Source organism: Shewanella sp. UCD-FRSSP16_17 (genome assembly GCF_001675935.1).
In the GTDB taxonomy this organism is placed as follows: domain Bacteria; phylum Pseudomonadota; class Gammaproteobacteria; order Enterobacterales; family Shewanellaceae; genus Shewanella; species Shewanella japonica.
Genome location: NZ_LZFV01000001.1, coordinates 371,201 through 397,728 on the forward strand (window position 1 = coordinate 371,201; position 26,528 = coordinate 397,728).

The window sequence follows — 26,528 nt, forward strand, 5'->3', positions numbered from 1 at the left end:
ACATGTTAGATCCAAAATTTTTGCGTAACGAACTTGAAGTCACAGCTGAGCTTTTAGCACGACGTGGCTTTATCCTTGATGTTAGCCGCTTAACTGCTTTAGAAGAAACACGTAAGTCGCTACAAGTGGAAACAGAAGAATTACAAGCATCCCGTAATGCAATCTCTAAATCCATTGGTCAAGCAAAGTCTCGTGGCGAAGATGTTAGTGAAATCATGGCGAAAGTGGGTGACTTAGGTTCTCAGCTCGATGCGAAGAAATCAGAACTAGCAGCGTTATTAGCAGAGCTAAATGGTATTGCGATGAGCATGCCTAACTTACCTGATGATGAAGTACCAGCAGGCGCTGACGAAAATGATAACGTTGAAGTTCGCACTTGGGGTGAGCCGACTAAATTTGATTTTGAAATCAAGGATCACTTAGATCTTGGCGAAGGCTTAGATGGTTTAGACTTTAAAAGTGCCGTTAAAATTACCGGTTCTCGTTTCATTGTCATGAAAGGTCAAATCGCTCGTTTAACTCGAGCTGTCGGTCAGTACATGCTAGATCTTCATACTGAAAAGCATGGTTATACTGAAATGTATGTACCACTTCTAGTCAATGAAGAAAGCTTATTAGGTACAGGTCAGCTACCAAAATTTGGTGAAGACTTATTCCACACAAAACCTGCTACTGAAGAAGGCCAAGGACTAAGCTTAATTCCTACTGCTGAAGTTCCATTAACTAACATGGTTCGTGACACGATTATCGATGAAGCGGATTTACCATTAAAAATGACGGCATTAACATCATGTTTCCGTAGTGAAGCAGGGTCATATGGCCGTGATACACGTGGCCTTATACGTCAACATCAGTTTGACAAGGTAGAACTGGTTCAAATTGTTAAGCCTGAAGATTCTATGGCAGCACTTGAAGAGTTAACAGGCCATGCTGAAAAAGTATTACAAGGGTTAGGCTTACCTTACCGCACAATGATTTTATGTACTGGCGACATGGGTTTTGGCGCTGCTAAAACCTACGATCTAGAAGTTTGGCTTCCTGCACAAAATACTTATCGTGAAATTTCTTCTTGTTCTAACATGAAGGATTTCCAAGCTCGTCGCATGCAAGCTCGCTACCGTGGCGTTAATGATAAAAAGCCGACATTACTGCATACATTAAATGGGTCGGGTTTAGCTGTTGGACGTACTGTCGTTGCGATTCTTGAAAACTACCAAAATGCGGACGGTTCAATCACGATCCCTGAAGTATTGCGCCCTTATATGCGTGGCTTAGAGAAGATTGGCTAATGCAATTAGCTAATAAAGTGGCTTAACATTCTGTAAGCCAGTTTTCTTTGCAAAAAAAACCAAACCCTGTGTTTGGTTTTTTTATGCCATAAATAAAATAGCGCAAAGTAAAATCTGATTTAATGAAGTTAACACGTGCTGAAATAACAAATTTCAATATGAACACTGTGATTTATTGGATTTACATAGCATGAATGGATAAGTGAAATGCACAAATTCGTCAATCTCTGCAAACAATAAGGAGAAAATGTGGAATTGCAACGACGCGCTTCATTTGACCATTGTTAAGGAGTATAAAGGAGATTCTCATAAAAGGTTATTAGTGCCTAAAGCATACAATTTATGACTTTATCGAGGCCGCTGCTTAATTTAAGTCAGTTTTTCGAATAGCCAGATTCTCCTTTTTATTACGGATCAAAAATAAGTGAAAAGAATGTCGTTATTGGTTGTTTTTGTATGCGGATACGGATTAGCAAGTTTTCAAGCAACCCGAGCTCAACTTCAAGATGAGATAAATGATTACCCGAATGAAATTGCTATCGCATCTAAGCTATTAACGCTTTATTCCGAGCAATGTGAAGGTGCTGAGCAGACAAGTTTGTCTCCGTATGTGCAACATGCCACTACGCGTTATCAGTTATTGGTTAATAAAGCTGATAAGTTTCCATATTTTTTAGATCAACATTTTGTAGAGAACCATCTTCAATCAGCATCTGAGTTTAATCAATTAATTCAATCTTCACGTAACCATTTATTTGCTTGTTCTAAATCCTAATCGAGGTAAAGGACACGCAAAATTGGTATTGATCCTTGTATTTATCTTTACTGGACTTTTAGTGTGTTTCTCATTGCCAGCGCTTGGCTCATTCAGTGATTTAGATTCAGCTTATTGTAAGTGATAGTGATGATAGTGATAGTTTTTGCGCTTTGTTAGGCGGTAAGGATGTGCAATGTACTTGTCATCAAAAGTGGTTTAATTTGATTCGCTTGTATTGATTCACTCTTGTTTATTAGTGCAGGTAAACGCTGTCGAGTTTTTAATGCTAAAATGCTTTTCAGCATTTAACACTAAACTTAATCAACGAGTTCATGCTAGAAATTAAATACACCATAGATGACATCACCACCCTAATGTATGTCGATCAAGTTCATATCTTCAGTAATTTCAACAAACAATGGATCACTGCAGCATCATTAAAAACGGGTGACAAAATAATCGCCCGTAATGGTAGCCAAGCAAGTATATTACGAATTGTTGAAGTCGATACTCGTAAACCCAATACAGAACTAGTGGCTAAATTACGTGACGTTAAGTTAAGTCATAACCATCACTTCTTCGTTACACAACAGCCTCAATCGGCTCTTGAAGTTAGCTGTGAGCAACCACCTGATGACCCACTTGAATTAATTCCATATCAACTTGCCAATAAACCTTCTTACTTACCTAATGGAGAGCCAACAGGTCATCATAGTGGGCCATGGGTTGCTGCAAAGTATGTTGATGAAGTGGGTAGTGAGTTTATTGGTTGGGGACGAGCTAATGATCGGCATTGTGCTGAGGATGCAGCTGTTATTGATCTAAAAGATAAAGTTGCAGATATCAGTTTATTAACTCAACAAAATGTCACTATTTCTCATGCCTATATTCGTAAGTACAGTAAGCGTGGTCGGTTAATTAACACCATGAGCCCATGCCAGTATTGTCGTGACAATTATGGTATGGCCCTTAACGACAGTCGAGTAGGGGATAGTAATGTGGTTAAACCTGGACGTGATCATTTGCCAATTGCTTAGTTTATTTAAGCTTATATTGAAGATATTTACCCGTTAACCCGTTAACCCGTTAGCTTGTGCGATAACGACACAATTAAAAAAGCCTGAAAGAATAAGTGTCAGGCTTGTTGAAGTCACCTAGTAGGTTAAATGCATTTCGCGGGTTTTGGTAAGCCGGCAATTTTGGTGGCTTGTTTTGCGGGGCCAATAGGGAATAATGTGTAAAGGTATTTAGAATTACCTTTGTCTGGGCCTAATGCTTGACCTATCGCTTTTACTAAAACACGAATAGCTGGGCTAGTTTTGTATTCTAAGTAAAAATTACGAACGAAGTTTATGACTTCCCAATGTTGCTCTGTAAGGACAATGTCTTCTGTGGCCGCTAGAATAGGCGCCATATCAGCTTTCCAATCGGTATAATTTTTTAAATAACCTTTAGCATCAACTTCGATTTGCTGACCGTTAAAGTCAAATGAGTTTACCAAGTGATCACCTTCGTATGTTCCAATGTGGCCAGTACAAACTGGTCATAATCGATAACCTTAATATTGTTTGTCTGAGGTAGGCGAGCGCCTAATCCTCTTGCGTCAATATCTTCAATTAACACGTAAATTTTGATGTTTGATAATCGCTGTTGCCACTCATGATTAAGTAAGCAGTTTATAGCATCGTCTGATAACAAGATGCTGTCTTGCTCTGCGATGTATCGTAAACAGCAGGTTAGTGCGTTATCTGTCGTTGCTGAGTGTTGTATTAGGTGCAATATCATTAGTACACCACCACTTCATTTGCTTGCTGAATTAAAGTTTGGATATGTTTTTCTGAGGCTAATTCAGCTTCAAAGTTAAAATCTTTAGCTGTAATACCAAATTGTACTGCTGAATCTCGGCAGACTAAAACAGTATCAATATCGTATAAACTTAATGCTTTGAAAGTCGACAGGTAATCTTTACTTCCCACAAGTTCAGGTTGTTGTTCAGGCAGTAAATGCAGTACAGCTTCATCGGTAAATATAATACTGACTTCTTGCTCGAAACTTGCACTGAGCATAGCAAAGTCTAAGCCTTCACGACTGGATGTATTTCCAATAGGGCTTTTTCTGAAGATGACGCAGATTTTTTTCATATCCATTCCTGTATGCATCACTAAAAGCAAAGCAATCTGTCTGATTGCTCAATACCCGTGACTAACTCACCTAAACCACCCATAGTAAATTGTTCACTAGCATTATATTGCTGCTTGTCATTTTCTAATGCATCTTGTGCCGATAGAACTCCACGCCTTAATGCAGCAGAGACGCAATTGACTAATTTGACATTATGTTCTGATGCCAGTTTAGTCCAAGCTCGGTGTAAATCATGCTCATCAGATGCTGGGCAAACGAGGCTATTACTGTTGAATACACCTTGCTGATAAAAGAAGATATGGCTGACTTGATGACCTAGTGATAAAACACTTTCAGTAAAACGAAGCGCTCTAAAACTGGCAGTAGACCCATAAACTGTGCCATTAACTTGGATAATAAATTTACTCATAACAATAAAAAATGGCTCCTGAATGAGGAGCCATTTTAGCCTAGTTAACTGATTAATCACAGTGGATTTATAAAGTGACTGACCCGTTACTTGACGCTATTAATCATCATTTCCCATACCAAGCAGGTGAAGAAGTGCCATGAATAGGTTGATGAAGTTTAAGAATAACGAAATTGTAGCGCGGATATAGTTTGTTTCGCCGCCATTTACGATACGACTTGTATCGTAAAGGATTAAACCAACCATAATCATAGCGACAGCAGCTTGTAATGCCATGAACATAGCACCGCTATTAACAAAGAACATATTGATTAATGAAAGGCCAATAACAACAAGTAGGCCGGCGAATAAGAAGCCACCCATAAAGTTAAAGTCTTTCTTCGTCGTTATTGCGTAAGCTGATAAAGATACAAAAATAACAGACGTTAAACCAAATGCTTGCATGATAAGCTCTGGGCCATTATTCAAACCAACATAGTGATTTAGAATATAGCCTAATGAAGCACCTTGCATACCTGTAAAGGCAAATATCCACGCTAATCCTGAAGCATTGTCAGCTTTTTTTAAGGTGACCATCATGACGACAATACTACCAAGAGATAAACCGATAGACATGAATGGGCCGATATTTAACGCCATTGCAACACCCGCCATTACAGCAGCAAATGCTAATGTCATAGACAGCAGCATATAAGTGTTTTTAATGAGTTTGTTGGTTTCCATCGTCGTGGCTTGTTGGCCCGACAAAGTTTGTTGATTCATAACAGTCTCCGAGACGTTAAAAAGAGTGTAATTTAACAAAATGCTCTCTCAGCACATGGTAAATTACTGATAACTTAACTTGATGATACAACAGCTTTGCTACAGCTTAAAGTCATCATGATGAACTAGTTGATTTTGCGCCATTAATTTATCTTCAATGTCGCAAAATCAGACAATATGTTGCGCATTAACCTTATTGTTGAAAACAATACTTAAATGAACATTAAATTGGTCAATCTTAAAGGACGACAAAGCCGTGTTTACGCTAACCATTCACGATGGAGCTTGTCTGTATCACCAAGATAGTCGAGCACCCATTCAAGTGCTGGGGACATTTTTTCTTGATTCCAAGCAAGACAACATGGGCTTGCATTTTTAGGGTTTTCTAAGGTTTTCGCAATCAATGAACCCGATTGGATAAAAGGCTTAGCGAGATTAAGTGGCATATAACCAATACCTGAACCGTCTCTAAAGCAATTAATGGCTCGAATCCAATCAGGCACAACTAGACGGCGTTGATTGTCGAGTAGCCATGTGGTTCGTTTAGGGATCTCTCTTGACGTATCTTCAAGACAAATAGAAGGGTAGATACGTAATTCATCATCAGTTAAAGGACGATCGATGTCTGCTAATGGGTGATTTTTACTGACTAAAAACGCCCATTCAATGTCTCGCATATCTTTATACTGAAAAACACCACCGACAGGTATCGCAGTGGTTGCACCAATGGCAATATCACTTCTGCCTGTAGCTAACGCTTCCCAAACTCCATTAAACACTTCAATGCGAATAATTAATTCTACATCACTAAAGTGGCGGTAAAAATCTGAGATCAGCACACTGATTCGGTCTGCTCTAACAATGTTATCTAACGCAATAGAAAGTGTAGGTTGCCAACCGTTTGCGACACGTTGAGTGCTTCGTTTTAGGTCATTCATTTCAGCCAGCAACTCTCTTGCATGTTGGACAAAATGTTTACCTGGCTCTGTTAAGCTAACACTGCGATGATGCCTTTCAAACAAAATGACACCAAGTTCATCTTCAATTTGTTTTACTGCGTAACTAACGGCTGATGGAACTTTATGCAATTGATTAGCTGCAGCGGTGAAACTACCTACACGAGCGACAATATCAATCATTTCCAATGCTTGTTCTGAAAGCATAGAGGGCGATCCTTTGCTGTGAAAAAATATGAATGCAGTCATCAAAAGTAAACGTTTCACAAACATTTTGCAAGTCATTAGACTGCACGCTGATTTTTAACAGCCCTTTATTTGGAATTATTTTTAAGATGACTAATGCGTCTTCAAACACTGCCAATGTGCAGTATTTTATTTTATTAGCCTATTTAGCTTTGTTAAGTATGTTAGGTTTTATTGCAACTGATATGTACTTGCCTGCATTTCAGAATATTGCTGATTCTTTTTCAACAAGCTTGAATAACGTCGCTTTTTCATTGACTACATTCTTAGCAGGTCTTGCCATAGGCCAATTATTATATGGTCCTTTAGTTGAAAAAATTGGTAAGCAAAACGCATTAATTGCGGGTTTAACGTTATTTGCCGCAGCAAGTGGCGTTATTGTGGCAAGTGATTCAATTATGATGTTAAATATTGCCCGTTTTTTTCAAGCATTAGGAGCATGTAGTGCTGGTGTCATTTGGCAAGCCATCGTCGTTGAAAAATACGATGCTGACAAAGCGCAAAAAGTGTTCTCGAATATTATGCCGCTAGTCGCTTTATCTCCAGCTGTTGCGCCGTTAATTGGAGCTGCGATTGTTAATTCATTTGGCTGGCGTGCGGTATTTGTTACTTTAGTTATTGTGGCCGTTTTACTTATCGTACTCACTAAATGGTTAGTGGCAAGTGAATCAAAACAAGCTGAAGTGCAGCAAGGCATCAGCTATAAAAGCATTGTGAAAAACACACGTTATTTAGGAAACGTGGTTATTTTTGGAGCGTGTTCGGCTGCATTTTTTAGTTACTTAACTGTGTGGCCAAGTGTCATGATTAAGTTTGGCTACGAAGCGCAGGCGATTGGACTCAGTTTTATTCCTCAAACCATCATGTTTATCGTAGGTGGTTATATGAGTAAGGTATTAGTTAAAAAGTGCGGAGCACAATCAGCCCTTAAATACTTACTAGGTTTATTCTTTGCTTGTGTTGCTGTAATTGCGTTAGTCACTTTAGTTATGACTATGGAAACTATATATCCATTGCTGATTTCTTTCTCTGTTTTAGCGGCGGCCAACGGTGCGATTTATCCTATTGTGGTCAATAACGCATTACAGCAGTTTAGTCAGAATGCGACTAAAGCAGCTGGCTTACAAAACTTTATTCAAATCGGAATGGCCTTTGGGGCTTCGAGCATTGTTGCTATGCTGGCTCAATATGCTGAAATGACGATTGGGTTAGGCATTTTACTAAGCGCTGTTGGAGTCTATTTAGGTTACTTGTTATCTAAGCAAGATAGTTGGGCGAGTATGTCGAATAATTTTGTAGCGCCAGATCCAGCAAGAGTAGGGCTCTATTCAGATAAAAAATCGACAGATTGATTGTAAGTCAAGCAATCGATTAGTTTTATTAGTTTTAGTACTTTACAGTAAACGTAGAGAGCATTATTATTCTCGTCGTTCGGAGAGATGGCAGAGTGGTCGAATGCACCGGTCTTGAAAACCGGCATGGGTTTGTAGCCCATCTAGGGTTCAAATCCCTAWCTCTSCGCCATATTTATCGAAAGAGCCCGCTAGCAATAGCGGGCTTTTTTGTTTCTAGATTCTAACTTTTAATGAAATGGTTTGTAGGGTGCCAATGTAGGGTTCAAACCCTAACTCTGCGCCATATTTAGAAAAGCCCGTTACTGCAAAGTAGCTGGCTTTTGGCTTTTTGTAATTTGAAATTTTGGCAATGGGTTTGTAGCGCAATAAAGGCAAGAGTAGAATCTGAGTTCCATATGTTTATTTTTTGCAGATTCTAGTATTGATTTGCTCAGCCTACGCAACTGCTCACTAAACTCACTATTTGATGCATAGTTAGCCAAACAATCATTATCTTTAAATTAATACTTTACACTAACCAGAGTGATAGCTATTATCTTGCTCGTTCGGAGAGATGGCAGAGTGGTCGAATGCACCGGTCTTGAAAACCGGCATGGGTTTGTAGCCCATCTAGGGTTCAAATCCCTATCTCTCCGCCATATTTAGAAAAGCCCGTTACTGCAAAGTAACGGGCTTTTTGCTTTCTTTATTTTGAAATATTGGCAATGGGTTTGTAGCGTCATCGATGTAGGGTTAAAACCTTATCTATCCGCCATATTTATCGAAAGAGCCTGCTAGTAATAGCGGTTTTTTTTGTGTCTGGATTCGAACTTTTATTGAAATGGTTTGTAGCGTAATCGATGTAGGGTTAAAACCTTATCTCTCCCGTCATATTTATCGAAAGAGCCTGCTAGTAATAGCGGTTTTTTTGTGTCTGGATTCGAACTTTTATTGAAATGGTTTGTAGCGCAATCGATGTAGGGGTCAAACCCTATCTCTCCGCCATATTTAGAGAAGCCCGCTATTTTATAGCGGGCTTTTTGCTTTCTATATATAGAAATTTTAGCAATAGGGTTGTAGCGTAATCAATGTAGCTTCATATTCCTTTCTCTTTGCCATATTCAGAAAGCCTATAGCGATGGGTGAGTAACCTATTGATACGATGATCTAATAAGCACCTCACACACTTTAATGAAAAAGCCAGAGCATGGCTCTGGCTTAGAAAGGGCATAATACTATTTAGCTATTGGTATTTCTCGAACCACCAAAGAATATGAGCGACTTTAGACAATAAGTTACTTGGGCGTTTATAAATCCCATGTGGCGCATCTGGAATTCTAACCATTGCTGTATCGATATTGCGAAGTTTTAGTGCTTGGTAGTATTGCTCTGTTTCTGCAATAGGCGTTCGCTGATCGGCATCACCAGTTAATAGCATAGTTGGAGTTGTAACGTTTCCTACATAGCTTATTGGTGAAAGTTTCATGTAGTGAGCTGTATCTTCCCATGGCATTTTTTTAAACCAGTTTTTGATAACAAATGGATAAATATCTGTTGTTAATGCGAAGCTGTACCAGTTAATGACAGGCTTAGCGACAACAGCTGCTTTAAATCTATCGGTGTGACCAATGATCCATGCTGTTAATACGCCTCCGCCCGAGCCACCAGTGACAAATAGTGCGTCCTCATTAATTGCCTCTTGGGCGATGACACCGTCTACCACAGACATTAAGTCATCATAATCTTGGCTTGGGTAATTGTTATGTATAGTTTGGGCAAACTCCTTACCGTAACTATCACTTCCTCGAGGGTTTGCATAAACAACAACATATCCGCTCGCTGCCATTAATTGCACTTCTGCTGAAAAATGAGGACCGTAATTTGTGACTGGGCCACCGTGAATTTCTAAAATCAATGGAAACTGTTTGCCAGCCTCTTTTGCGGCTTTGTAACCAGGAGGGTAGGCAATCCATGCTTGAATATTACGATCATCATAAGACGACTTGACGTTGATTTCTTTTATATCGGCTAATGTTTTGTAATCGAGAGCATCACTGTTGAGATCTGTTAACTGTTGAGTTTTGCCTTTTCGAGTGATTGCAATATCTGCTGGGCGTTGTGGATCAGAGTAAGTGAAAGCAATAGTACCATTCTCAGCTACATCAAAATCACTGCCTGTATAAGGTCGGCCAAATGCGAGGCCTCCAAGGTTCTTAGCTACTATCTTACGTTTACCATTTAATGGTTGATAAGCGACATAAGTTTCACCTTTATCGTGATAGCTCATATACACAGCTTTACTATTGTCAGCCCATTGGATGCTATTGATTGAGCGATCTAAATCAGTCGTGATTGCACGTTTATTGCTGCCATCAATATCCATGACATACAATAAAGTGTTCTCATAATTCATATGATGTTGATCGTAGCCTAAATAAGCAATGTAATTACCGTTAGGTGATACATGAGGTGCATTGTCAGGCCCAAGTCGGTCAGTGAGTTGGCTAACTTTTTGAGTCTGGATATCAACACTAAATATATTGCTATCAGTCCATTCTAATTCTTTATCTTCACGGGTGTTCGTTGCATAAATTATCTGTTTGCCGTCTTTTGTCCAACTGAGGTTGCTGCGATGATCAAATTGACCTTGGGTAATTTGTCGAGCAGAGCCACCATCAGCAGACATGACAAAAATATGGCTATGACCAGGTTTCGTAAAACCAGCACCGTCAAAACGGTAGTACATATCATCAATATAAACTGCTGGTTTAGCCCACTTCGCGTTATGTGGTTTACCGGGTAAAGATACAACTGACTTTGGTTTGCTTGGAACAAAACGAGTAAAGGCTATTTTTGTGCCATCTGGTGACCAAGTAAGGTTACTAGGCGCATGACTAAAATGACTCATTTGGCCTACATCACCGCTTTCTAACCATTTAATATGTATTTGAGGTGAACCACTCGCGGTTGATACATAAGCAAGCTTGCTGTTATCGGGTGATAAAGTTGGAGAAAAGTCCACATGCAAGCCATTAGTTACAGGGGTTAAACGCTTTTTGTTGTCGACCTTCCAGATATTGCCGAGCTTTTTATCACTTTGAATATCCATGTAGTTTCTAACGAAGTAAACCTCATCTCCGTCGTTATTGATTTCAAGGTTTGAGGCATATTCGAGGGTAAAAATATCCTCAAGTTGCAATGTATTGTCGGGGCTAGCTTGCGTAACCGCTGATTGAGTATCCGCAATTGCCATTGTTGAGCTAATAGCAACGGCCATAGGCGTCAGCATTAACACCAGATATATGCCTTTGTTCATGTGTATTCCTTGACGAGTAAAATTAAGCATTGGAGAAGTATGAATCTTTAGCTTTTGTATAAGCCTTTATATACTGATTTGACGAATAAAATTAGTCTTTACTGTAAATTAGCATATAAAGAATTAATATTAAAGGGATGTGAATCCTAGTTTACATTTGTGTTTTGTTAGGTATATTACCCGTATAAATAACTTATAAAAGACGCTATTCATGTTTACTCATTCCCTGATAAATCATCATAAACACTCATTTAAACCTACTATTATTCGCAGTTCTGTTAGCCTAGTATCCTTGTTATTAAGCGGCGTTATGGCTCAATCAGCATTCGCAGCAACTCAAGTTATTCATGCAGGCGAGCTACTTGCCATACCAGGGAAGTCGCCATTAACTCAGCAAACTATTGTGGTTAAAGATGGTAAAATCCTTGATGTCAGGAAAGGCTATATTTCAGCTAACTTAATTGCAAAAGACGCTAAGTTAATCGATTTATCAAACAGTTTCGTTATGCCAGGTTTAATGGACATGCACGTGCATTTACAAATGGAACTTGGTCCAGATAACACGAAAGATACAGTAAAGTTATCTGATGCTGATATCGCAATGAAAAGTGTTCATTACGCCAAAACAACGTTGTTAGCTGGCTTTACAACAGTACGTGATTTACTGAGTGAATCAGAGCAAATGTACGCTTTACGAGATGGTGTTGAAAAGGGCTGGATAGAAGGGCCTCGAATTATTGCCGCTGCAGGTATTTCTATCACAGGAGGACATTTAGATGCAGATGGAATGGCGCCAGATTTATTAGCAATGAAGTCTCCTAAAACGCTTTGTGATGGACCTTATGAGTGTCGAAAAATGACGAGGCACGCAATTAAATACGGCGCCGATGCGATTAAAGTCGCGTCAACTGGTGGAGTATTATCGGATACCAATACGGGTACGGGTCAACAAATGACTGATTTAGAGCTAAAAGAGATTGTGCAAACAGCACATGATCTTGGCCGAAAAGTAGCCAGTCATGCCCATGCAACAGCAGGGATTAATGCCGCATTGCGTGCAGGTGTCGACAGTATCGAGCATGGTAGTTATGCAGACGACGAAACCATCAAATTATTTAAGCAAACTGGTGCGTATTTAGTGCCCACATTATTGGCTGGTGCGACGGTTGTAGATATGGCTGAAACATCTGATTTTATGTCTAAACCTATCAAAGCGAAAGCGATCCGTGTTGGTGCTGATATGTTAGCTAACTTCGAAAAGTCATATAAGGCGGGCGTCAAGATTGCGTTTGGTACTGATAGTGGCGTATCAAAGCATGGTATTAATGCACAAGAAGCGGTGTTAATGCACCAAGCTGGTATGTCCAATAGTGATATTTTACAGTCTGCAACAGTGAATGCGGCTGATTTAATCGATATGTCTGATAAATTAGGTACCATTGAAACCGGTAAATTTGCCGATATTATTGCGACTAATAAGAGTCCACTTAAGGATATTTCAGCTTTATTGAGCGTCAGTTTTGTCATGAAAGATGGCAAGGTTTATAAAGATCTTTAGTTCGCTCCAAATATTAATCCATTGGTGTTTTAAAAAAGAGGCGTTAGCCTCTTTTTTTTGAATAAAACTGTCATTGTTAATGCCTTGTTATCTCGTTTTGTGCATAATAACGCCATTATAAGTAATAGACACCGCACTTTTAGCATGAATCAGACACTTTATGGGAATTAGAGATGGAAGCAGTAGCGTTTGAGCAGGTTCTTAGTAGCAATACTGCTGATAACATGACGCTGTCTGAAGCTCAGTCTTATTTTTCCTCGCAGCAAAATGCGCTTAATCTTCATGAGTTTATTGAGCCAAGTTATCTCAGTTCAAAAGAATTTAGAAAACAGGGTGTAGAACGATTAGATCATTTGTCTTTGTTATTATCTCAATACAAACGTTTTTATTGTCAGTACGTACTTAATTCTGGTAGCGATTTTTTAAATACATTAGTAAATAATAAACAGAAGGGCTTGAGTCAATCTATTCATAGCGGCGTTTCTAAAATTGAGAAAAAAGCGATAGAACAAGCAATGTTTTTTAATGCTCGTGCATCATGGATAGCCAATACACGTTTGTTGATATCTATCCTTGATGATAACGAACATTGTATCCAATTTGATGGAGAGGTTTTCGTGTTTACTGACGATAATCTCAAAACACATTTTGATGATTGCATTCTTGCAATGGAAGTCGCTGCAGATTTCGAACATTTATTTTTAAATAGTAGGAAGTCTACGCTGGGCACTTGGTTCGAAAGTGTTGTTGCACGATTTAAGTAACAACTTAAATGCTAATTAAAGCAGTGATAATGCACAATTGCATCCAATCTTCTTCTATTAGACATGTTGAAAAGGAAAAAATATGGACGTTTTGTACTTTGCATTTTCTTGGGGTTCGCCTGTTGGATTGGGTTTATTCTTTTTTCTTTCTTGTAGTGGCACGGGTATTTTATTTTGGGGATTATCTAAGTTTAAGAAGGGGAGTGAAAAAGCCAACAATTAAACGAGCTTGATATGAGTAGTTAATCATAGAGATGAATACTTAGGTTGAGGATTCATCATTTGTTACTAAAAACACAATACAAGATAACACTGAAGCTTCAAGGGATAAGAAGCTGTCATTCTATAAGGAAATATAAATCTATGGGTTTAGTAATATTGGCTTCAGCCATTCAGTTTTTGGTCGGTGGAGCGCTTGCAATGAGGCTGATATTCGGATTAAGCGCGTTAACAGGCTATAAAATTACTGAAACAAACAACTCTGTCATTATTGCCCTGTGGTTAACCTATTGCGCGAGCATTTTTGCCAGCATTATCTTGCTTATATATCAATATTCTAAAGAAGCCGCTAGCACACATTATTTATGGTTACTGCTACCTTGGATGGTACTTGTTGCTATTTATGGATATATTGAACTGTGCGTAGAGAAAATTAATTAGTTGTTTCTTATGCACAAAAAAAACGCGCATATAGCGCGTTTTTTTATAAAGCCAACGATTAAAAATTAGCTGATTTAGGTGAACGTGGGAATGGGATTACATCACGGATGTTGCTTACACCAGTAACATAAGATACCAAACGCTCAAAACCTAAACCGAAACCTGCATGCGGTACAGTGCCGTAACGACGTAAATCGCGGTACCACCAGTAATCTTCTTGATCTAATTTCATTTCTGCTAAGCGAGCATCAAGCACATCTAAACGTTCTTCACGTTGTGCTCCACCGATGATTTCACCAATACCAGGTGCTAATACATCCATCGCAGCCACTGTTTTACCATCATCATTCAAGCGCATGTAGAATGCTTTGATATCTTTCGGATAGTTTTTAACAACCACAGGTGCTTTAAAATGCTCTTCAGCAAGGTAACGTTCGTGTTCTGAGTGTAAGTCGATACCCCATTCAACATCGAATTCAAAGTCTTTATCGCAGGCTTTTAAAATTTCGATTGCATCTGTGTAATCAATTTGCGCGAAGTCACTTGTTACAAATGCTTCTAAACGTTCAATTGCTGTTTTCTCAACACGTTGTGCGAAGAACTCTAAATCGTCACGACGTTCTTCTAATACTGCACGGAAACAATATTTAAGCATGTCTTCAGCGAGTTTAGCTGCATCATCTAAGTCAGCGTAAGCAACCTCAGGTTCAACCATCCAGAACTCAGCTAAGTGACGGCTAGTGTTAGAGTTTTCAGCACGGAAAGTCGGACCAAATGTATATACTTTAGATAAAGCACATGCATAAGTTTCAGCATTCAATTGGCCTGATACAGTCAAAAATGATTCTTTACCGAAAAAGTCTTCAGCAAAGTCAACATCGCCTTTATCTGTGCGAGGTAAGTTTTCCATGTCTAGGGTTGATACACGGAACATTTCACCAGCACCTTCTGTGTCAGAAGCCGTGATTAAAGGGGTTGATACCCAAATGTAACCTTGTTCGTTATAGAAGCGGTGAATGGCTTGCGATAAACAGTTACGAACACGTGCAACCGCACCAATGATGTTAGTACGTGGACGAAGGTGTGCTAATTCACGTAAATGCTCAATCGAATGACGTTTTGCAGCCATAGGGTAAGTGTCTGGATCTTCAACAAACCCAGCTACTTCAACCTGAGTAACTTGCATTTCGAATGCTTGACCTTTACCTGGAGATTCCACGACTTCACCAGTCATGATAACTGAACAACCAGCAGTAAGCTTTAGCACTTCATCAGTATAATTATCTAAATTATTTGGTACTACGCCTTGAATAGGGTCAAAACATGAACCGTCATAAACAGCAAGGAATGAAATACCAGCTTTAGAATCGCGGCGAGATCTAACCCAACCACGAACTGTAACTTGCGAACCAATCGCGAAGTCACCTTTAAATACAGAAGCGACAGATGTAATGCTCATTGTTGCTTAGTTCTCCAATGAATCAATGATAAAAATAAGTGCTTTATATTACCTTGATATCGGCGTTTAACAAGCCGAAAACGCCCTTAGACGCAGATAAATGCGTAAGTTTTACTAATAAATGCCTCAATTGAGCCAATTTCCTGTCATATACGTACAATAGGCTGTAAAAATTATCTTGTAACCATATGAACAAAAGCGCTATTTTAATAAAACACTTGGTAGTGGGGTGAATTAGTGACCAAAACAAAATTTTTGCAAATCATATTAACCATTTTGTCTGTGGCCGGTTGGTCGTTGGCCGTATATGCGCTGCTCGTTTTTGGCGACGCAAGACCTGATCGTGCGGTAGGTTATTTTATGAGTAAAGGTGTTGAAGTCAGATTAAATTGGGATCCAGAATTAACTGTGAGACTGGAGTATGTTATCTGGGCTTGTGCTGCGATAAGTTTTGTTAACCTTGGGGTTAATTTTTATGCTCAAACGTCGAAGAAAATAGGTTTTTGGGTCAATATACCATTGCTACTGATGGTCTCTATTGCTGCTGGCTTGTATATTCGTTACGTAATTTAGCTCTTATCAGCGGTACTGATGTGTTTGCACAACAAATCAATAATTGCCGCAGTAACACCCCAAATGAATTTGCCTTTATAAGGCATGTAATGCACATCAAACGTTTGTCCATCACGCATATACCTTAATTGATATCGATTGCTGGCGGTTGTGAAAAAGCTTAGTGGCACCCAAAAAGTCTCAGACACTTCTCCTGGATCGATTTTGATCTCAAATGGTTGTTTTATTATGCCTACAATAGGGGTGATTCGAAACCCTGTGAATGTCGCATGGGCGGGGAACTGACCAATCACGTCGACATTACTTTGTTTTAAGCCAATTTCTTCTTCTGCCTCCCTAAGGGCTGTTTCGATAATGGAGTTATCTTGTTTATCGACTTTTCCGCCGGGGAAACTGTACTGTCCAGGATGTGCTCTTAAATGCAGCGCTCTGCGTGTGATGAGCATATGTAGCTGGCCATCAACCTCCATCAGCGGGATTAACACTGCAGCTTTACGTAATGCCTGTTGAATAGGGATATCGCTGGAATTGTCGCTGAGGTTTTGAAGTGCAAAATGGACATTAAACTGTTGAGCGTTCATTTACCTTCCTAACTTTAAAGTCGCATCATGGATTAATCAGTTATAACTAAATTATCATATTGCCACCAATAAGGTGTAACTTTTGCCAATGAGGTTTGATTAAACATTTACTTATGACTCCTGTAGTTGTTTATTTAACTGCACGTTATTTGTGCGTAAATTGCACCAAAACTATTGAAATATCGTGAATTATCCATTGAGTTTTAAACAAAGGCGTATTGTGCCTCTTTTACCTCTTTAGAGTAAGTTACTGAAAAGTTGTAAATATATTCTGTCATCCTGATGAAATATCACTGTAGTTAAACTGTGATGTTTGACTGGCATGGTAACTGCTGAGTTATTAACCAGGCATGTTATTTGCGAGGATGACAAATATGGGACTGGAAAAGTTACTGTATTTGCAAGGCGTAGGCGCAGAGTTTATTGATTGCTTTGGCAATCATGTTCATATTTCGCCTAATGATAGAAAAGGAATTCTAACGTCAATGTGTTTGGCGCCACATCAATCTGATGTCGACGGCGCATTGTCAGTACTCAATGATAAGTTCATCGAGCAGCGCATCCACGAATTAGACGTGGCACCCTGGCTTAAACCCATAGGGGCATTTCAGTGGACTTACGTCGATGAGCCATATGTAGAGTTATGTTTGACTGAAAATTTTGTTGGTTATATACGTTTACATCTTTTTAGTGAGCAAAATGAATCATTTAGATTTCAAATACACAGTAGTCAGTTAACTGCTATTGGTGACTATAAAACAAACGATTGCCTCTATATCAAGTATCACTTTTTATTAAATGAGCATCAAAATAATGCAATTGGGCTTGGTTATCATCAACTGACGTGTTCATTAGACTCAGATAATCATGTCACTGAGTATTTGTGTCAGCTGATGCTCGCACCAAGACAGGCCTACTCAGGATCGCTTTCTGAGCCATTACCAAGTGTCAGGCATCATCAACAAGCTACTACTGGCAACTTTTCCCTAAGTAAAAAAGCCAATCCTTGGGGGATTTCTACGCAGTTATATAGCATTAAAAGTGAGAGCCAGTGGGGCGTAGGTGACTTTAATGATTTACAAAAGTTAATTGTATTCAGTGCCGAGCAAGGTGCTGACTTTATTCTGCTCAATCCCCTTCATGCTCTAGACTTACCTAGCCATATTAGTCCGTACAGTCCTGATGACCGACGTAGACTGAATCCACTTTATATTCATATTGAATCAGTAAAAGAATATGACAGCGTTAAACATGTTTTATCAACGCCTGATTGGCAAATAAATAAACACAAACTATCTGAGAATTCACTGTTAGATTACGCAGAAGTTTATACATTAAAACAGCGGGTTTTCTGTTTATTGTTTGATACCTTTATTGAAGAAAATCAATCGACTTTAACAGATCGATTTAAAGCATTTAGTGACTTCAAAAAACAGCATGAACAAGCATTACAACAATATGCTGACTGGCAGGTAGGTCATCATAAAGAAGATAGCAGTCAGGGGACATTTTCTAACCCCGACTTTTGGTGCTACTTACAATTTGTCGCAACAAGTCAGCTTAGTTTATGCCAATTAACGGCGAAATCTGTGGGAATGTCCATTGGTTTAATCCGAGATATGGCCGTAGGGGCTTCTCCCACAGGATCAGAAGTGCAGCAAAATGCTGATTACTTTTGTGCTAACGCTAATATTGGCGCCCCGCCAGATCCTTTTGCACCCCAAGGTCAGAATTGGGGACTTGCCCCGATGGATCCGATTAAATTACAGCAATTAAATTTTCTCCACTTTAAAGACCTAATTAGAAGCAACATGCAATCTTGTGGTGGTTTACGAATTGATCATGTCATGGGATTGCTTCGTCTTTGGTGGTGGCCTAAAAACTTAAGCTTAGGTGATGGGGCTTATGTGTATTACCCACTTGATGCGTTACTTGCAATTTTGTCGTTAGAAAGTCAGCGAGCTCAATGCATCGTAATAGGTGAAGATCTTGGCATTGTTCCGCCAGAAATAGTTCAAAACCTTTCTAATGCCAACATTTTTTCAAATGAGTTGTTTTATTTTTCAAAGCAAAATAATGGGTTTACATCACCAGAGCATTACAAACGCCAGAGTTTGATGATGCTGGCGAATCATGATGTGCCGACATTATCAGCTTGGTGGCACGGTAATGATATCGAATTAAGACACCAACTAAACCTAATTAATCATCAGCAACAGCAAGAGATGCTAAATGAACGTGACCATGAAAAGCATCAATTGATCCATCTATTTTGTCAGAAAGGAATATTGCTGTTTGAAGGCGATATAAACCGTATTGAGTTTGATGAAGTTTTAAAGGCTTGGCTTCAACTTTCAGCATCAGGAAACTCATCTTTATACAGCGTACAACTTGAAGATCTTATTTGTGAAACCATGCCTGTCAATATCCCTGGCACATGGAAAGAATACCCTAACTGGCGCCGTCGTTTATCAATGTCACTTGAACATATAACAACATCAGATGCGATAAAACAGCGCCTTAGTGTGATTAATCATTCCAGAATGACTGATGCACAATTCGATCAGTAGTTAGAACAGTTATTAATTTTATGGAGCAATACACAATGACGAATAATGCGCCTTTATTTAATCAAGGATCGGATATTGCCATCTTGAAAGGAGATTATACGGATGTCTTTTCTTTATTAGGCATGCACAAGGCACCCAATGGTAAATCACTGATTGTGAGATGTTTTATCAAGGGGGCAGTCAGTGTTGAAGTTATTGCTATAAAAGACGGTAAAAAAGTGGCTGAATTATCACAGGTAGATGAACAAGGTTTATTTGCAGGCGTAATGGGGCGAAGGGTTAAGCCATTTTTATATCGTCTTAAAGTGACATATCCATTAAGCGTAGAAACCATAATTGACCCATATCAATTCGAAAGCTTGTTAGACGCGGATGATGTGTACTTATTTGCTGAAGGGAAACAACAAACCAGTTATCAATTTTTAGGTGCTAATTGGAAACAAGTTAATAAGGTAAATGGTGTGCTTTTTTGTGTATGGGCACCCAATGCACAGCGTGTATCCGTTGTAGGGGATTTTAATCATTGGGATCCTAGACAACATGTAATGAGATTTCATCCAAGCAATGGCATATGGGAGATATTTTTGCCCAATGCCAAAGCAGGGGATTTTTATAAATTTTATATTGTTAATCAATATGGTGAATCGATCGAAAAATCAGACCCTTATGCAAAAGCGATGGAAGCTGCGCCGGGTAACTCATCTATCGTTCCCGCGAATAGCCAGTATCAATGGAAAGACAGCAAATGGTTAACTAAACGGGCTAAAACTCAATTACATCAAGCGCCAATGTCGACTTATGAAGTGCACCTTGCCTCATGGAAGCGAAAAGGTGAATGGGGCGAATCTTACCTTAGCTACGACGATCTAATTAACGAGTTAATTCCTTACATCGTTGAAATGGGCTTTACGCATCTGCAACTGATGCCCATTTGTGAATACCCTTTTGATGGATCTTGGGGCTATCAACCTGTGGGCTTGTATGCTGCAACATATCGTTTTGGTGATCCTGATGGCTTAAAGGCGTTTGTCGATGCTTGCCACAAACATCAGATTGCTGTGCTGTTGGACTGGGTTCCGGCACACTTTCCTAAAGATCCCCACGGCTTGTCTAAATTTGATGGCAGTTGTTTATATGAACATGAAGATCCTCGACAAGGTGAGCACCCTGACTGGGATACGCTTATCTTTAATTATGGCCGTGGTGAAGTACAAAGCTTCTTACTGAGTAATGCTTGTTATTGGTTATCTGAATTTCATTTTGATGGATTACGTTTAGATGCTGTTTCATCAATGCTTTACCTAGATTACAGCCGTCAATCTGGTCAATGGTTACCCAATGAATATGGCGGTCGTGAAAATATTAAAGCCATAGCGTTTTTAAAACTACTCAATGAGCGTATTTATGCCAGCTTTGCTGGCGCAACAATGATTGCTGAAGAATCCACTGCATGGCCAGGGGTGACTAACTCTACGGAAAAAGGGGGCTTAGGATTTGGTTTTAAATGGAATATGGGCTGGATGAATGACAGTTTACGTTATTTAGCACGGGATCCTATCTACCGTTCACATCATCACCATGAAATGACATTTGCTCTAGTTTATGCCTATACCGAGCAATTTATATTGTCTATTAGCCATGATGAAGTCGTACACGGAAAAGGCTCAGTTTTACATAAAATTCCCGGAGACGATTGGCAAAAGTTTGCCACGTTACGTGCTTACATCGGGATGATGTGGGGACAACCTGGTAAAAAATTATTGTTTATGGGAACTGAGTTTGGTCAGCGTGATGAATGGAATCATAACCAAAGTTTAGATTGGCATTTACTGCAGTTTGCACCTCATCAAGGCATACAAGACTGGGTAAAGGCGCTTAATGGTCTGTATATATCTCATCCTTGTTTATATGAATTAGATCATCAATCAACAGGTTTTCAGTGGCTTGATTGTGATAACAGTCAAGACAGTGTCTTCTCATTTATTCGTTATGCGCAATCTTCTGATGACGCACTCATTTTCATCATCAATATGACCCCGCAAGTACATCATCATTTCCGAATTGGCTTACCGACCCCAAATCACTACGAAGAACTGCTTAACAGTGATGCGAGCCAGTTCGGAGGCAGTAATGTGATTAATCAAACTGTTATTAATGACGAGGTACCTTGGCAAGGCATGGAGCAAAGCGGACTTATCACTGTGCCGCCTCTAGGCTGTGTTGTGTTAGCAGCAAGTCAACTTGTAACAAATAACGAGGCGTAAAGATGAACAACGGCGCTGAAAATAACCTCAATGTTCTTGTTACCAAAGGACAATCATATCCACTTGGTGCAACGGTGATTGCTGGTGGGGTGAACTTTGCTATTTTTTCAGCGAATGCAACACAAGTTGTGTTATGCCTGTTTGATCATAACGGTAATAACGAAAAACAAATTTGTTTGGTACATAAAACCAAACAAATTTGGCACGGTTTTGTGCCTGGTGTAAAAGCGGGGGATTTATATGGTTATCGTGTTTACGGTCCGTATCAACCTCACTTGGGTCATAGGTTTAATCACAATAAATTGTTACTCGATCCTTATTCAAAACAACTTAAAGGCAACTTAGCACCCAACGATGCAAATTATGGTTATGACATTACGCGTAATGATGTTGATGCAGACTTGTCGTTTTGTGAAATCGATAACGCACAATATATGCCTAAATGTGTCGTGATTGATGATTCAGTACTGAAATCTACACCTGTAAAAAGACTTAACATTCCTCTTGAAAGCACCGTTATATATGAAATGCACGTTAAAGGATTCAGTGTACTGAATCCCGAAGTTAATACAGCTCATCAAGGAAAGTTTGCAGGTTTAGCCTCAAAAAGCTCATTGCAATATTTAACTCAGTTGGGCGTGAACTGTGTTGAGCTATTACCAGTTCAATCATTTTTAAATGAGCCATTTTTAATTGAAAAAAATCTAAACAACTATTGGGGCTATAACTCGATTGGTTTTTTTGCGCCAAATCCCAGTTATTTAAGTAGCGAGGATATTGGTGAGTTTAGAAAGATGGTTGATCGTTTTCATGATGCAGGTATCGAAGTTATTTTAGACGTAGTTTATAACCATACTGCAGAAGGAAACCGCCTAGGGCCAACACTTAGTTTCCGAGGTATTGATAACGCCAGTTATTACCGATTAGTGTCAAACGATCAGCGTTTGTATATCAATGATACTGGCTGCGGAAATACGGTTAACTCTAACCATCCTCAGGTTCTGAGGTTAATTATGGACTCATTACGCTACTGGGTTGAGGTCATGGGGGTAGATGGCTTTAGGTTTGATTTAGCAAGTTGTCTTGGTCGTGAAGTATATGGGTTTGATCCGGGCTGCGGTTTTTTTGATGCATTAAGTCAAGACCCTGTATTGTGTCAGGTTAAGTTAATAGCCGAACCTTGGGACATTGGACCAGGCGGTTATCAACTCGGTAATTATCCCATTGCATTCAGTGAATGGAATGACAGGTATCGTGACACCATGAGACGTTTTTGGCGGGGCGATAAAGGCATGTTGCCAGAGTTTGCTCGACGATTTCATGGTTCTGGTGACTTTTTTGAACATCATGGTCGAGCACCTTCTGCCAGTATTAACTTCATTACCAGCCACGATGGTTTTACTCTCCGTGATGTTGTGAGTTATCAACACAGGCACAATTTAGCCAATGGCGAAGACAACCGAGACGGCCATCATGAAAACCTAAGTCATAACTATGGCGTTGAAGGCCATACTAGCAACGAAAATATTATTAAGATTCGAGCTAGGCAGCAAAGAAATTTCATCACTACGTTAATGCTATCTCAGGGCGTACCAATGCTGCTCAGTGGTGATGAAATGGGCCACAGTCAGCAAGGTAATAACAATGCATATTGCCAAGACAATTCCATCTGTTGGATAGACTGGCAGCAAATTGACTGGCCATTAGTCGAATTTACGTCTGAACTTATTAAACTGCGGCAGCGTTTTCCGATTCTTTGTCATGCCGAGTTCATTCATGAACCAGAAGATCAATACGCAAACGGCTTTACTTGGTATAGCCGTCATGGCGAGCCTATGGTCAAACAACAGTGGAGCGAAGCTGAAACTCGCACTTTAGCAGTTGTGATCACCTCAGAAGTGATACCACCTTATCAATACCCACAAGCCTTATTACTCCTATTGAATGCTTGTGAAGAATCAAAGCCGTTTCAATTACCCGAAGTTGAGGGATATCAAGGTTGGCAACTATTAGTTGATACGCAATTAACCCATCAAAAATTTCAAACTAAACCCAATGAAAAAGAAAAATCAGAGGCAGTTTTACTTTGTGGGCGAAGCTTAAAATTATTTCATGCACATCATCAGCTTAACAACAAGGTAGCCAATTGAAAATGCGCTTTGTAGTCGTCATTTCAGTCGTCAAAAGACGATGTAAAACGCGTTGTTTAACAAATTAGCTAACCGAGTCAGATCCGGTTTATTGAACGATTAACATTGTAAGGTGCTAAGGAGTCTATATGACAGTAACGAAAGGGAAATCGACTACTGAAAAACCATCTATTAAAGATAAGTCTTCAGTAAAAAAACCAGCCAAGACGGCAAAGTCAGGTAAAGCCAAACAGGTGAAGCCTGATGAATTAGATACCAATTCAGCAGTAAATCAATCAACATTGGAAGTCGTGGGCAGTAATCATTATTGCGATCCGTGCGAGACGTTGGCAGCTACATTTAAGCGTCAAATACATGGGTCGTTATGCCGTGATGAGCATGCCATTAACGATATGTATAGTGCACTTGCTTCTACAGTTAAAAATCAACTTTTAAACCAATGGCGAGAGACACGCCTCAAAGACAATCAGTACCAAGAAAAACAAGTTGCTTATTTGTCGTTAGAGTTTTTGATGGGCAGATCATTAGGTAATGCGCTGTTAAGTCTTGATTTGACCAAAGAAACACATGAGGCACTGGCGGAGTATGCTGCAGACCTCGAATCGCTACAAGAAGCTGAACTAGATGCTGGACTTGGAAACGGAGGCTTAGGGCGTTTAGCTGCATGCTTTTTAGACAGCTGTGCAAGTTTAGACTTGTCTGTTGTTGGCTATGGTATTCGTTATGAGTACGGCATGTTTAAACAAAAGCTGGTGGATGGTTATCAAGTCGAACAACCTGATCGCTGGCTACGTGAAGGCAACCCTTGGGAAGTCAGGATGGCCAACCATGCCATTACTGTCCCGTTCTTTGGTCATACAGAAACTTATGTCGACCCAAGTGGCGATCGCCATTATGTCTGGGTTGATACACAAGATGTACAAGCGATTCCACATGATATGCCAGTACCAGGTTTTCGTAATGGCCGAATTAATACATTAAGGTTATGGAAAGCTGAAGCAACTGATGATTTTGATTTAGCAGAATTCAATGATGGTGATTATACAGAAGCCGTTGCTCGTAAAAATTTAGCTGAACAAATTACGATGGTACTGTACCCAAATGATGCCAGTGAAAATGGTAAAGAACTCAGGTTAAGGCAGCAATACTTTTTATCATCAGCAAGCTTACAAGATATTTTACAGCGTTATACCGCCGTTTACGGTGCAGACTTTAGCCAATTTAGTCAGCGCAATGTGATGCAGCTAAACGATACTCATCCGAGTATTGCTGTACCCGAATTAATGCGTCTTTTAATGGATAGCTATGGCCTAGGTTGGGATGAAGCTTGGCAAGTCACCACAGAATCGATGGCCTATACCAACCACACGTTATTACCAGAAGCGCTAGAACGCTGGCCTGTAAGAATGTTAGGTAATATGCTGCCACGGATATTAGATATCATCTATGAAATAAATGCGCGCTATCTTGAGCATGTAGCACATCATTGGCCAGGTGATACACATAAATTGGCATCGATGTCGATAATTGAAGAAGGGGCGCATCCACACGTACGTATGGCATATCTAGCAATTGTGGCAAGCTTTTCTGTCAATGGCGTTGCAGGGCTTCATACACAATTACTTAAGCAAGGGCTGTTTAAAGACTTTTATTCATTATGGCCTCATAAGTTTAATAATAAGACCAATGGCGTTACCCCAAGACGTTGGCTTGTGCATTGTAACCCAAGATTAACCCAGCTTATTAATCGCCGTTTAGGAGAGAGTTGGTTAACCGATCTCACTCAACTTACCGCGCTTAATGCTTTCACTGACGACAAAACATTTGTCAAACAGTGGCAACAAGTGAAATACGATAACAAAGTCGAATTAGCTAAATTGGTTCTTGATGAATGTGAAGTGGCGTTTGATCCGAACATGATGTTCGATGTTCAAGTGAAACGGATACATGAATATAAACGTCAACTGTTAAACATTTTACACGTCATTCATTTGTATCAGCGAATTTTGTCGGGTGACACAAAAGATTTGCAGCCAAGATGTGTGTTGATAGGAGGCAAGGCTGCTCCTGGATATGCCATGGCCAAACAAATAATAAAATTGGCGAACAATGTGGCGCACATGGTGAATTCTGACCCTATTGTATCTCCATACCTACGTTTTGCCTTCTTACCGAATTACAACGTCAGCGCAATGGAAAAAATATGCCCAGGTACTGACTTATCTGAGCAAATATCAACTGCAGGTAAAGAAGCATCGGGTACTGGCAACATGAAATTTATGATGAATGGCGCCATGACTATCGGTACGTTCGATGGCGCTAACATTGAAATGTTAGAAGAAGTTGGAGAAGAAAACTTCTTCCTATTTGGTTTACGCGCTGATGAAGTCAGTGAGCTTAAATCTCACTATAACCCCCATGATTTTATTCAGCAATCCCCCGCATTAGCGAATGTCATCAACATGCTTAAAAGTGGCCACTTTAACTTAGTGGAACCTGGCATATTCGATAATATTATTGCTGCAATAGAAGATCCTTTCGATCAATGGATGATCGCCGCAGATTTTGAAGCTTATAAACAAGCTCAAGAAAAAGTCTCTTTGGCGTATGCCGATCAACAAAGTTGGACCCAAATGAGCATCCGAAATACCGCATCAAGTGGCCGTTTCTCTAGTGACAATACCATCAGTGCTTATCGTGATGATATTTGGCTTGCTAAACAATGAGCAATTTATCGC

22 protein-coding genes and 2 tRNA genes are annotated in these 26,528 nt (G+C 39.6%); 15 read left to right on the forward strand and 9 right to left on the reverse strand.

All coding sequences use genetic code 11. The features are described 5' to 3' along the window. Nucleotides 1-2: 2 nt before the first annotated feature. From serS to A9267_RS01615, 3 genes are all read left to right on the forward strand, one after another. Nucleotides 3-1,289: a serine--tRNA ligase gene (gene serS / locus A9267_RS01605; protein WP_065108000.1), complete on the forward strand. Its 1,287-nt coding sequence runs from the start codon at nt 3-5 to the stop codon at nt 1,287-1,289. 433 nt (nt 1,290-1,722) lie between these two features. Beyond that, entirely contained in the window at nt 1,723-2,064 is a 342-nt protein-coding gene (locus tag A9267_RS01610; protein WP_065108001.1) for a hypothetical protein, read from the forward strand. Nucleotides 2,065-2,378: 314 nt separating this feature from the next. Beyond that, nucleotides 2,379-3,083 (forward strand): hypothetical protein, encoded by a 705-nt coding sequence (locus A9267_RS01615; RefSeq protein ID WP_065108002.1) that lies wholly within the window; start codon nt 2,379-2,381, stop codon nt 3,081-3,083. Between the two features lie 125 nt (nt 3,084-3,208). On the opposite strand, the gene A9267_RS01620 is transcribed toward A9267_RS01615, so the two are convergent. The 6 genes from A9267_RS01620 to punR all read right to left on the reverse strand — a co-directional run bounded on the left by A9267_RS01620 (nt 3,209) and on the right by punR (nt 6,522). Then, a complete protein-coding gene (locus A9267_RS01620) occupies nt 3,209-3,547 on the reverse strand; it encodes a TusE/DsrC/DsvC family sulfur relay protein (protein ID WP_065108003.1) in 339 nt (112 codons plus the stop codon). After that, on the reverse strand, nt 3,541-3,831 hold the full coding sequence (gene tusB, locus A9267_RS01625; RefSeq protein WP_055026033.1) for a sulfurtransferase complex subunit TusB: 291 nt from the start codon (nt 3,829-3,831) through the stop codon (nt 3,541-3,543). Before tusB ends, A9267_RS01620 begins: the two co-directional genes overlap by 7 nt. Next, nucleotides 3,831-4,187 (reverse strand): sulfurtransferase complex subunit TusC, encoded by a 357-nt coding sequence (gene tusC / locus A9267_RS01630; protein WP_065108004.1) that lies wholly within the window; start codon nt 4,185-4,187, stop codon nt 3,831-3,833. The genes tusB and tusC overlap by 1 nt, the downstream gene beginning before the upstream one ends. Nucleotides 4,188-4,207: 20 nt before the next feature. After that, nucleotides 4,208-4,597: a sulfurtransferase complex subunit TusD gene (tusD, locus tag A9267_RS01635; protein ID WP_065108005.1), complete on the reverse strand. Its 390-nt coding sequence runs from the start codon at nt 4,595-4,597 to the stop codon at nt 4,208-4,210. A 99-nt stretch (nt 4,598-4,696) separates the two neighbouring features. Continuing rightward, nucleotides 4,697-5,359 carry a Bax inhibitor-1 family protein gene (locus tag A9267_RS01640; RefSeq protein WP_055026036.1) on the reverse strand — a complete coding sequence of 221 codons (663 nt, stop codon included), beginning with the start codon at nt 5,357-5,359 and terminating at the stop codon, nt 4,697-4,699. A 260-nt stretch (nt 5,360-5,619) separates the two neighbouring features. Further along, nucleotides 5,620-6,522, reverse strand: coding sequence for a DNA-binding transcriptional activator PunR (gene punR, locus A9267_RS01645; RefSeq protein WP_065108006.1), 903 nt, complete (start codon nt 6,520-6,522; stop codon nt 5,620-5,622). 128 nt (nt 6,523-6,650) lie between these two features. Here punR and punC point away from each other — a divergent pair, with 128 nt between their 5' ends. From punC to A9267_RS01660, 3 genes are all read left to right on the forward strand, one after another. Then, nucleotides 6,651-7,913, forward strand: coding sequence for a purine nucleoside transporter PunC (gene punC / locus A9267_RS01650; RefSeq protein WP_065108423.1), 1,263 nt, complete (start codon nt 6,651-6,653; stop codon nt 7,911-7,913). Between the two features lie 81 nt (nt 7,914-7,994). Next, nucleotides 7,995-8,085, forward strand: a tRNA-Ser gene (locus tag A9267_RS01655). Between the two features lie 378 nt (nt 8,086-8,463). Continuing rightward, nucleotides 8,464-8,554 (forward strand) — tRNA-Ser (locus A9267_RS01660). A gap of 584 nt (nt 8,555-9,138) precedes the next feature. On the opposite strand, the gene A9267_RS01665 is transcribed toward A9267_RS01660, so the two are convergent. Continuing rightward, complete coding sequence (locus A9267_RS01665) at nt 9,139-11,172, reverse strand: S9 family peptidase (protein WP_065108424.1); 2,034 nt, start codon at nt 11,170-11,172, stop codon at nt 9,139-9,141. Nucleotides 11,173-11,521: 349 nt separating this feature from the next. Here A9267_RS01665 and A9267_RS01670 point away from each other — a divergent pair, with 349 nt between their 5' ends. The 4 genes from A9267_RS01670 (at nt 11,522) to A9267_RS01680 (ending at nt 14,193) form a co-directional block, all read left to right on the forward strand. Next, nucleotides 11,522-12,769, forward strand: coding sequence for a metal-dependent hydrolase family protein (locus A9267_RS01670; RefSeq protein WP_065108007.1), 1,248 nt, complete (start codon nt 11,522-11,524; stop codon nt 12,767-12,769). A 173-nt stretch (nt 12,770-12,942) separates the two neighbouring features. Continuing rightward, the gene (locus A9267_RS01675; protein WP_055024612.1) at nt 12,943-13,533 is read left to right on the forward strand and encodes a hypothetical protein; all 591 of its coding nucleotides are present in this window, start codon (nt 12,943-12,945) and stop codon (nt 13,531-13,533) included. Nucleotides 13,534-13,615: 82 nt separating this feature from the next. Further along, entirely contained in the window at nt 13,616-13,756 is a 141-nt protein-coding gene (locus A9267_RS21710; protein ID WP_156669081.1) for a hypothetical protein, read from the forward strand. Nucleotides 13,757-13,896: 140 nt separating this feature from the next. Beyond that, nucleotides 13,897-14,193, forward strand: coding sequence for a hypothetical protein (locus A9267_RS01680; protein ID WP_065108008.1), 297 nt, complete (start codon nt 13,897-13,899; stop codon nt 14,191-14,193). Nucleotides 14,194-14,251: 58 nt separating this feature from the next. Here A9267_RS01680 and asnS read toward each other — a convergent pair whose 3' ends face one another. Further along, nucleotides 14,252-15,652 carry an asparagine--tRNA ligase gene (gene asnS, locus A9267_RS01685; protein WP_065108009.1) on the reverse strand — a complete coding sequence of 467 codons (1,401 nt, stop codon included), beginning with the start codon at nt 15,650-15,652 and terminating at the stop codon, nt 14,252-14,254. Between the two features lie 237 nt (nt 15,653-15,889). On the opposite strand from asnS, the gene A9267_RS01690 reads away from it, so the two are divergent. After that, nucleotides 15,890-16,225: a hypothetical protein gene (locus A9267_RS01690; protein ID WP_055024609.1), complete on the forward strand. Its 336-nt coding sequence runs from the start codon at nt 15,890-15,892 to the stop codon at nt 16,223-16,225. Here the strand turns inward: A9267_RS01690 and A9267_RS01695 are convergent. Further along, a complete protein-coding gene (locus tag A9267_RS01695) occupies nt 16,222-16,806 on the reverse strand; it encodes a CoA pyrophosphatase (protein WP_065108010.1) in 585 nt (194 codons plus the stop codon). The genes A9267_RS01690 and A9267_RS01695 overlap by 4 nt on opposite strands. Before the next feature lie 374 nt (nt 16,807-17,180). Between A9267_RS01695 and malQ the strand changes: the two genes are divergently transcribed. From malQ to A9267_RS01715, 4 genes are all read left to right on the forward strand, one after another. Next, complete coding sequence (gene malQ / locus A9267_RS01700; protein ID WP_065108011.1) at nt 17,181-19,376, forward strand: 4-alpha-glucanotransferase; 2,196 nt, start codon at nt 17,181-17,183, stop codon at nt 19,374-19,376. A gap of 35 nt (nt 19,377-19,411) precedes the next feature. Then, on the forward strand, nt 19,412-21,640 hold the full coding sequence (gene glgB, locus A9267_RS01705; protein WP_065108012.1) for a 1,4-alpha-glucan branching protein GlgB: 2,229 nt from the start codon (nt 19,412-19,414) through the stop codon (nt 21,638-21,640). Between the two features lie 2 nt (nt 21,641-21,642). Then, nucleotides 21,643-23,790, forward strand: coding sequence for a glycogen debranching protein GlgX (gene glgX, locus A9267_RS01710; RefSeq protein ID WP_065108013.1), 2,148 nt, complete (start codon nt 21,643-21,645; stop codon nt 23,788-23,790). 128 nt (nt 23,791-23,918) lie between these two features. Beyond that, nucleotides 23,919-26,516: a glycogen/starch/alpha-glucan phosphorylase gene (locus A9267_RS01715; RefSeq protein ID WP_082972158.1), complete on the forward strand. Its 2,598-nt coding sequence runs from the start codon at nt 23,919-23,921 to the stop codon at nt 26,514-26,516. The last annotated feature ends 12 nt before the right edge of the window (nt 26,517-26,528 follow it).

Bases quoted from the DNA above. Each gene is read 5' to 3' on its own strand.
- A9267_RS01715 (WP_082972158.1), top strand. From the start codon at position 23,919: ATGACAGTAACGAAAGGGAAATCGACTACTGAAAAACCATCTATTAAA.
- A9267_RS01670 (WP_065108007.1), top strand. From the start codon at position 11,522: ATGGCTCAATCAGCATTCGCAGCAACTCAAGTTATTCATGCAGGCGAG.
- punC (WP_065108423.1), top strand. From the start codon at position 6,651: ATGACTAATGCGTCTTCAAACACTGCCAATGTGCAGTATTTTATTTTA.
- serS (WP_065108000.1), top strand. From the start codon at position 3: ATGTTAGATCCAAAATTTTTGCGTAACGAACTTGAAGTCACAGCTGAG.
- glgX (WP_065108013.1), top strand. From the start codon at position 21,643: ATGAACAACGGCGCTGAAAATAACCTCAATGTTCTTGTTACCAAAGGA.
- A9267_RS01610 (WP_065108001.1), top strand. From the start codon at position 1,723: ATGTCGTTATTGGTTGTTTTTGTATGCGGATACGGATTAGCAAGTTTT.
- A9267_RS21710 (WP_156669081.1), top strand. From the start codon at position 13,616: ATGGACGTTTTGTACTTTGCATTTTCTTGGGGTTCGCCTGTTGGATTG.
- A9267_RS01695 (WP_065108010.1), bottom strand. From the start codon at position 16,806: ATGAACGCTCAACAGTTTAATGTCCATTTTGCACTTCAAAACCTCAGC.
- A9267_RS01640 (WP_055026036.1), bottom strand. From the start codon at position 5,359: ATGAATCAACAAACTTTGTCGGGCCAACAAGCCACGACGATGGAAACC.
- A9267_RS01680 (WP_065108008.1), top strand. From the start codon at position 13,897: ATGGGTTTAGTAATATTGGCTTCAGCCATTCAGTTTTTGGTCGGTGGA.
- punR (WP_065108006.1), bottom strand. From the start codon at position 6,522: ATGCTTTCAGAACAAGCATTGGAAATGATTGATATTGTCGCTCGTGTA.
- tusD (WP_065108005.1), bottom strand. From the start codon at position 4,597: ATGAGTAAATTTATTATCCAAGTTAATGGCACAGTTTATGGGTCTACT.
- tusB (WP_055026033.1), bottom strand. From the start codon at position 3,831: ATGATATTGCACCTAATACAACACTCAGCAACGACAGATAACGCACTA.
- A9267_RS01675 (WP_055024612.1), top strand. From the start codon at position 12,943: ATGGAAGCAGTAGCGTTTGAGCAGGTTCTTAGTAGCAATACTGCTGAT.
- A9267_RS01665 (WP_065108424.1), bottom strand. From the start codon at position 11,172: ATGGCCGTTGCTATTAGCTCAACAATGGCAATTGCGGATACTCAATCA.
- malQ (WP_065108011.1), top strand. From the start codon at position 17,181: ATGGGACTGGAAAAGTTACTGTATTTGCAAGGCGTAGGCGCAGAGTTT.
- tusC (WP_065108004.1), bottom strand. From the start codon at position 4,187: ATGAAAAAAATCTGCGTCATCTTCAGAAAAAGCCCTATTGGAAATACA.
- glgB (WP_065108012.1), top strand. From the start codon at position 19,412: ATGACGAATAATGCGCCTTTATTTAATCAAGGATCGGATATTGCCATC.
- asnS (WP_065108009.1), bottom strand. From the start codon at position 15,652: ATGAGCATTACATCTGTCGCTTCTGTATTTAAAGGTGACTTCGCGATT.
- A9267_RS01615 (WP_065108002.1), top strand. From the start codon at position 2,379: ATGCTAGAAATTAAATACACCATAGATGACATCACCACCCTAATGTAT.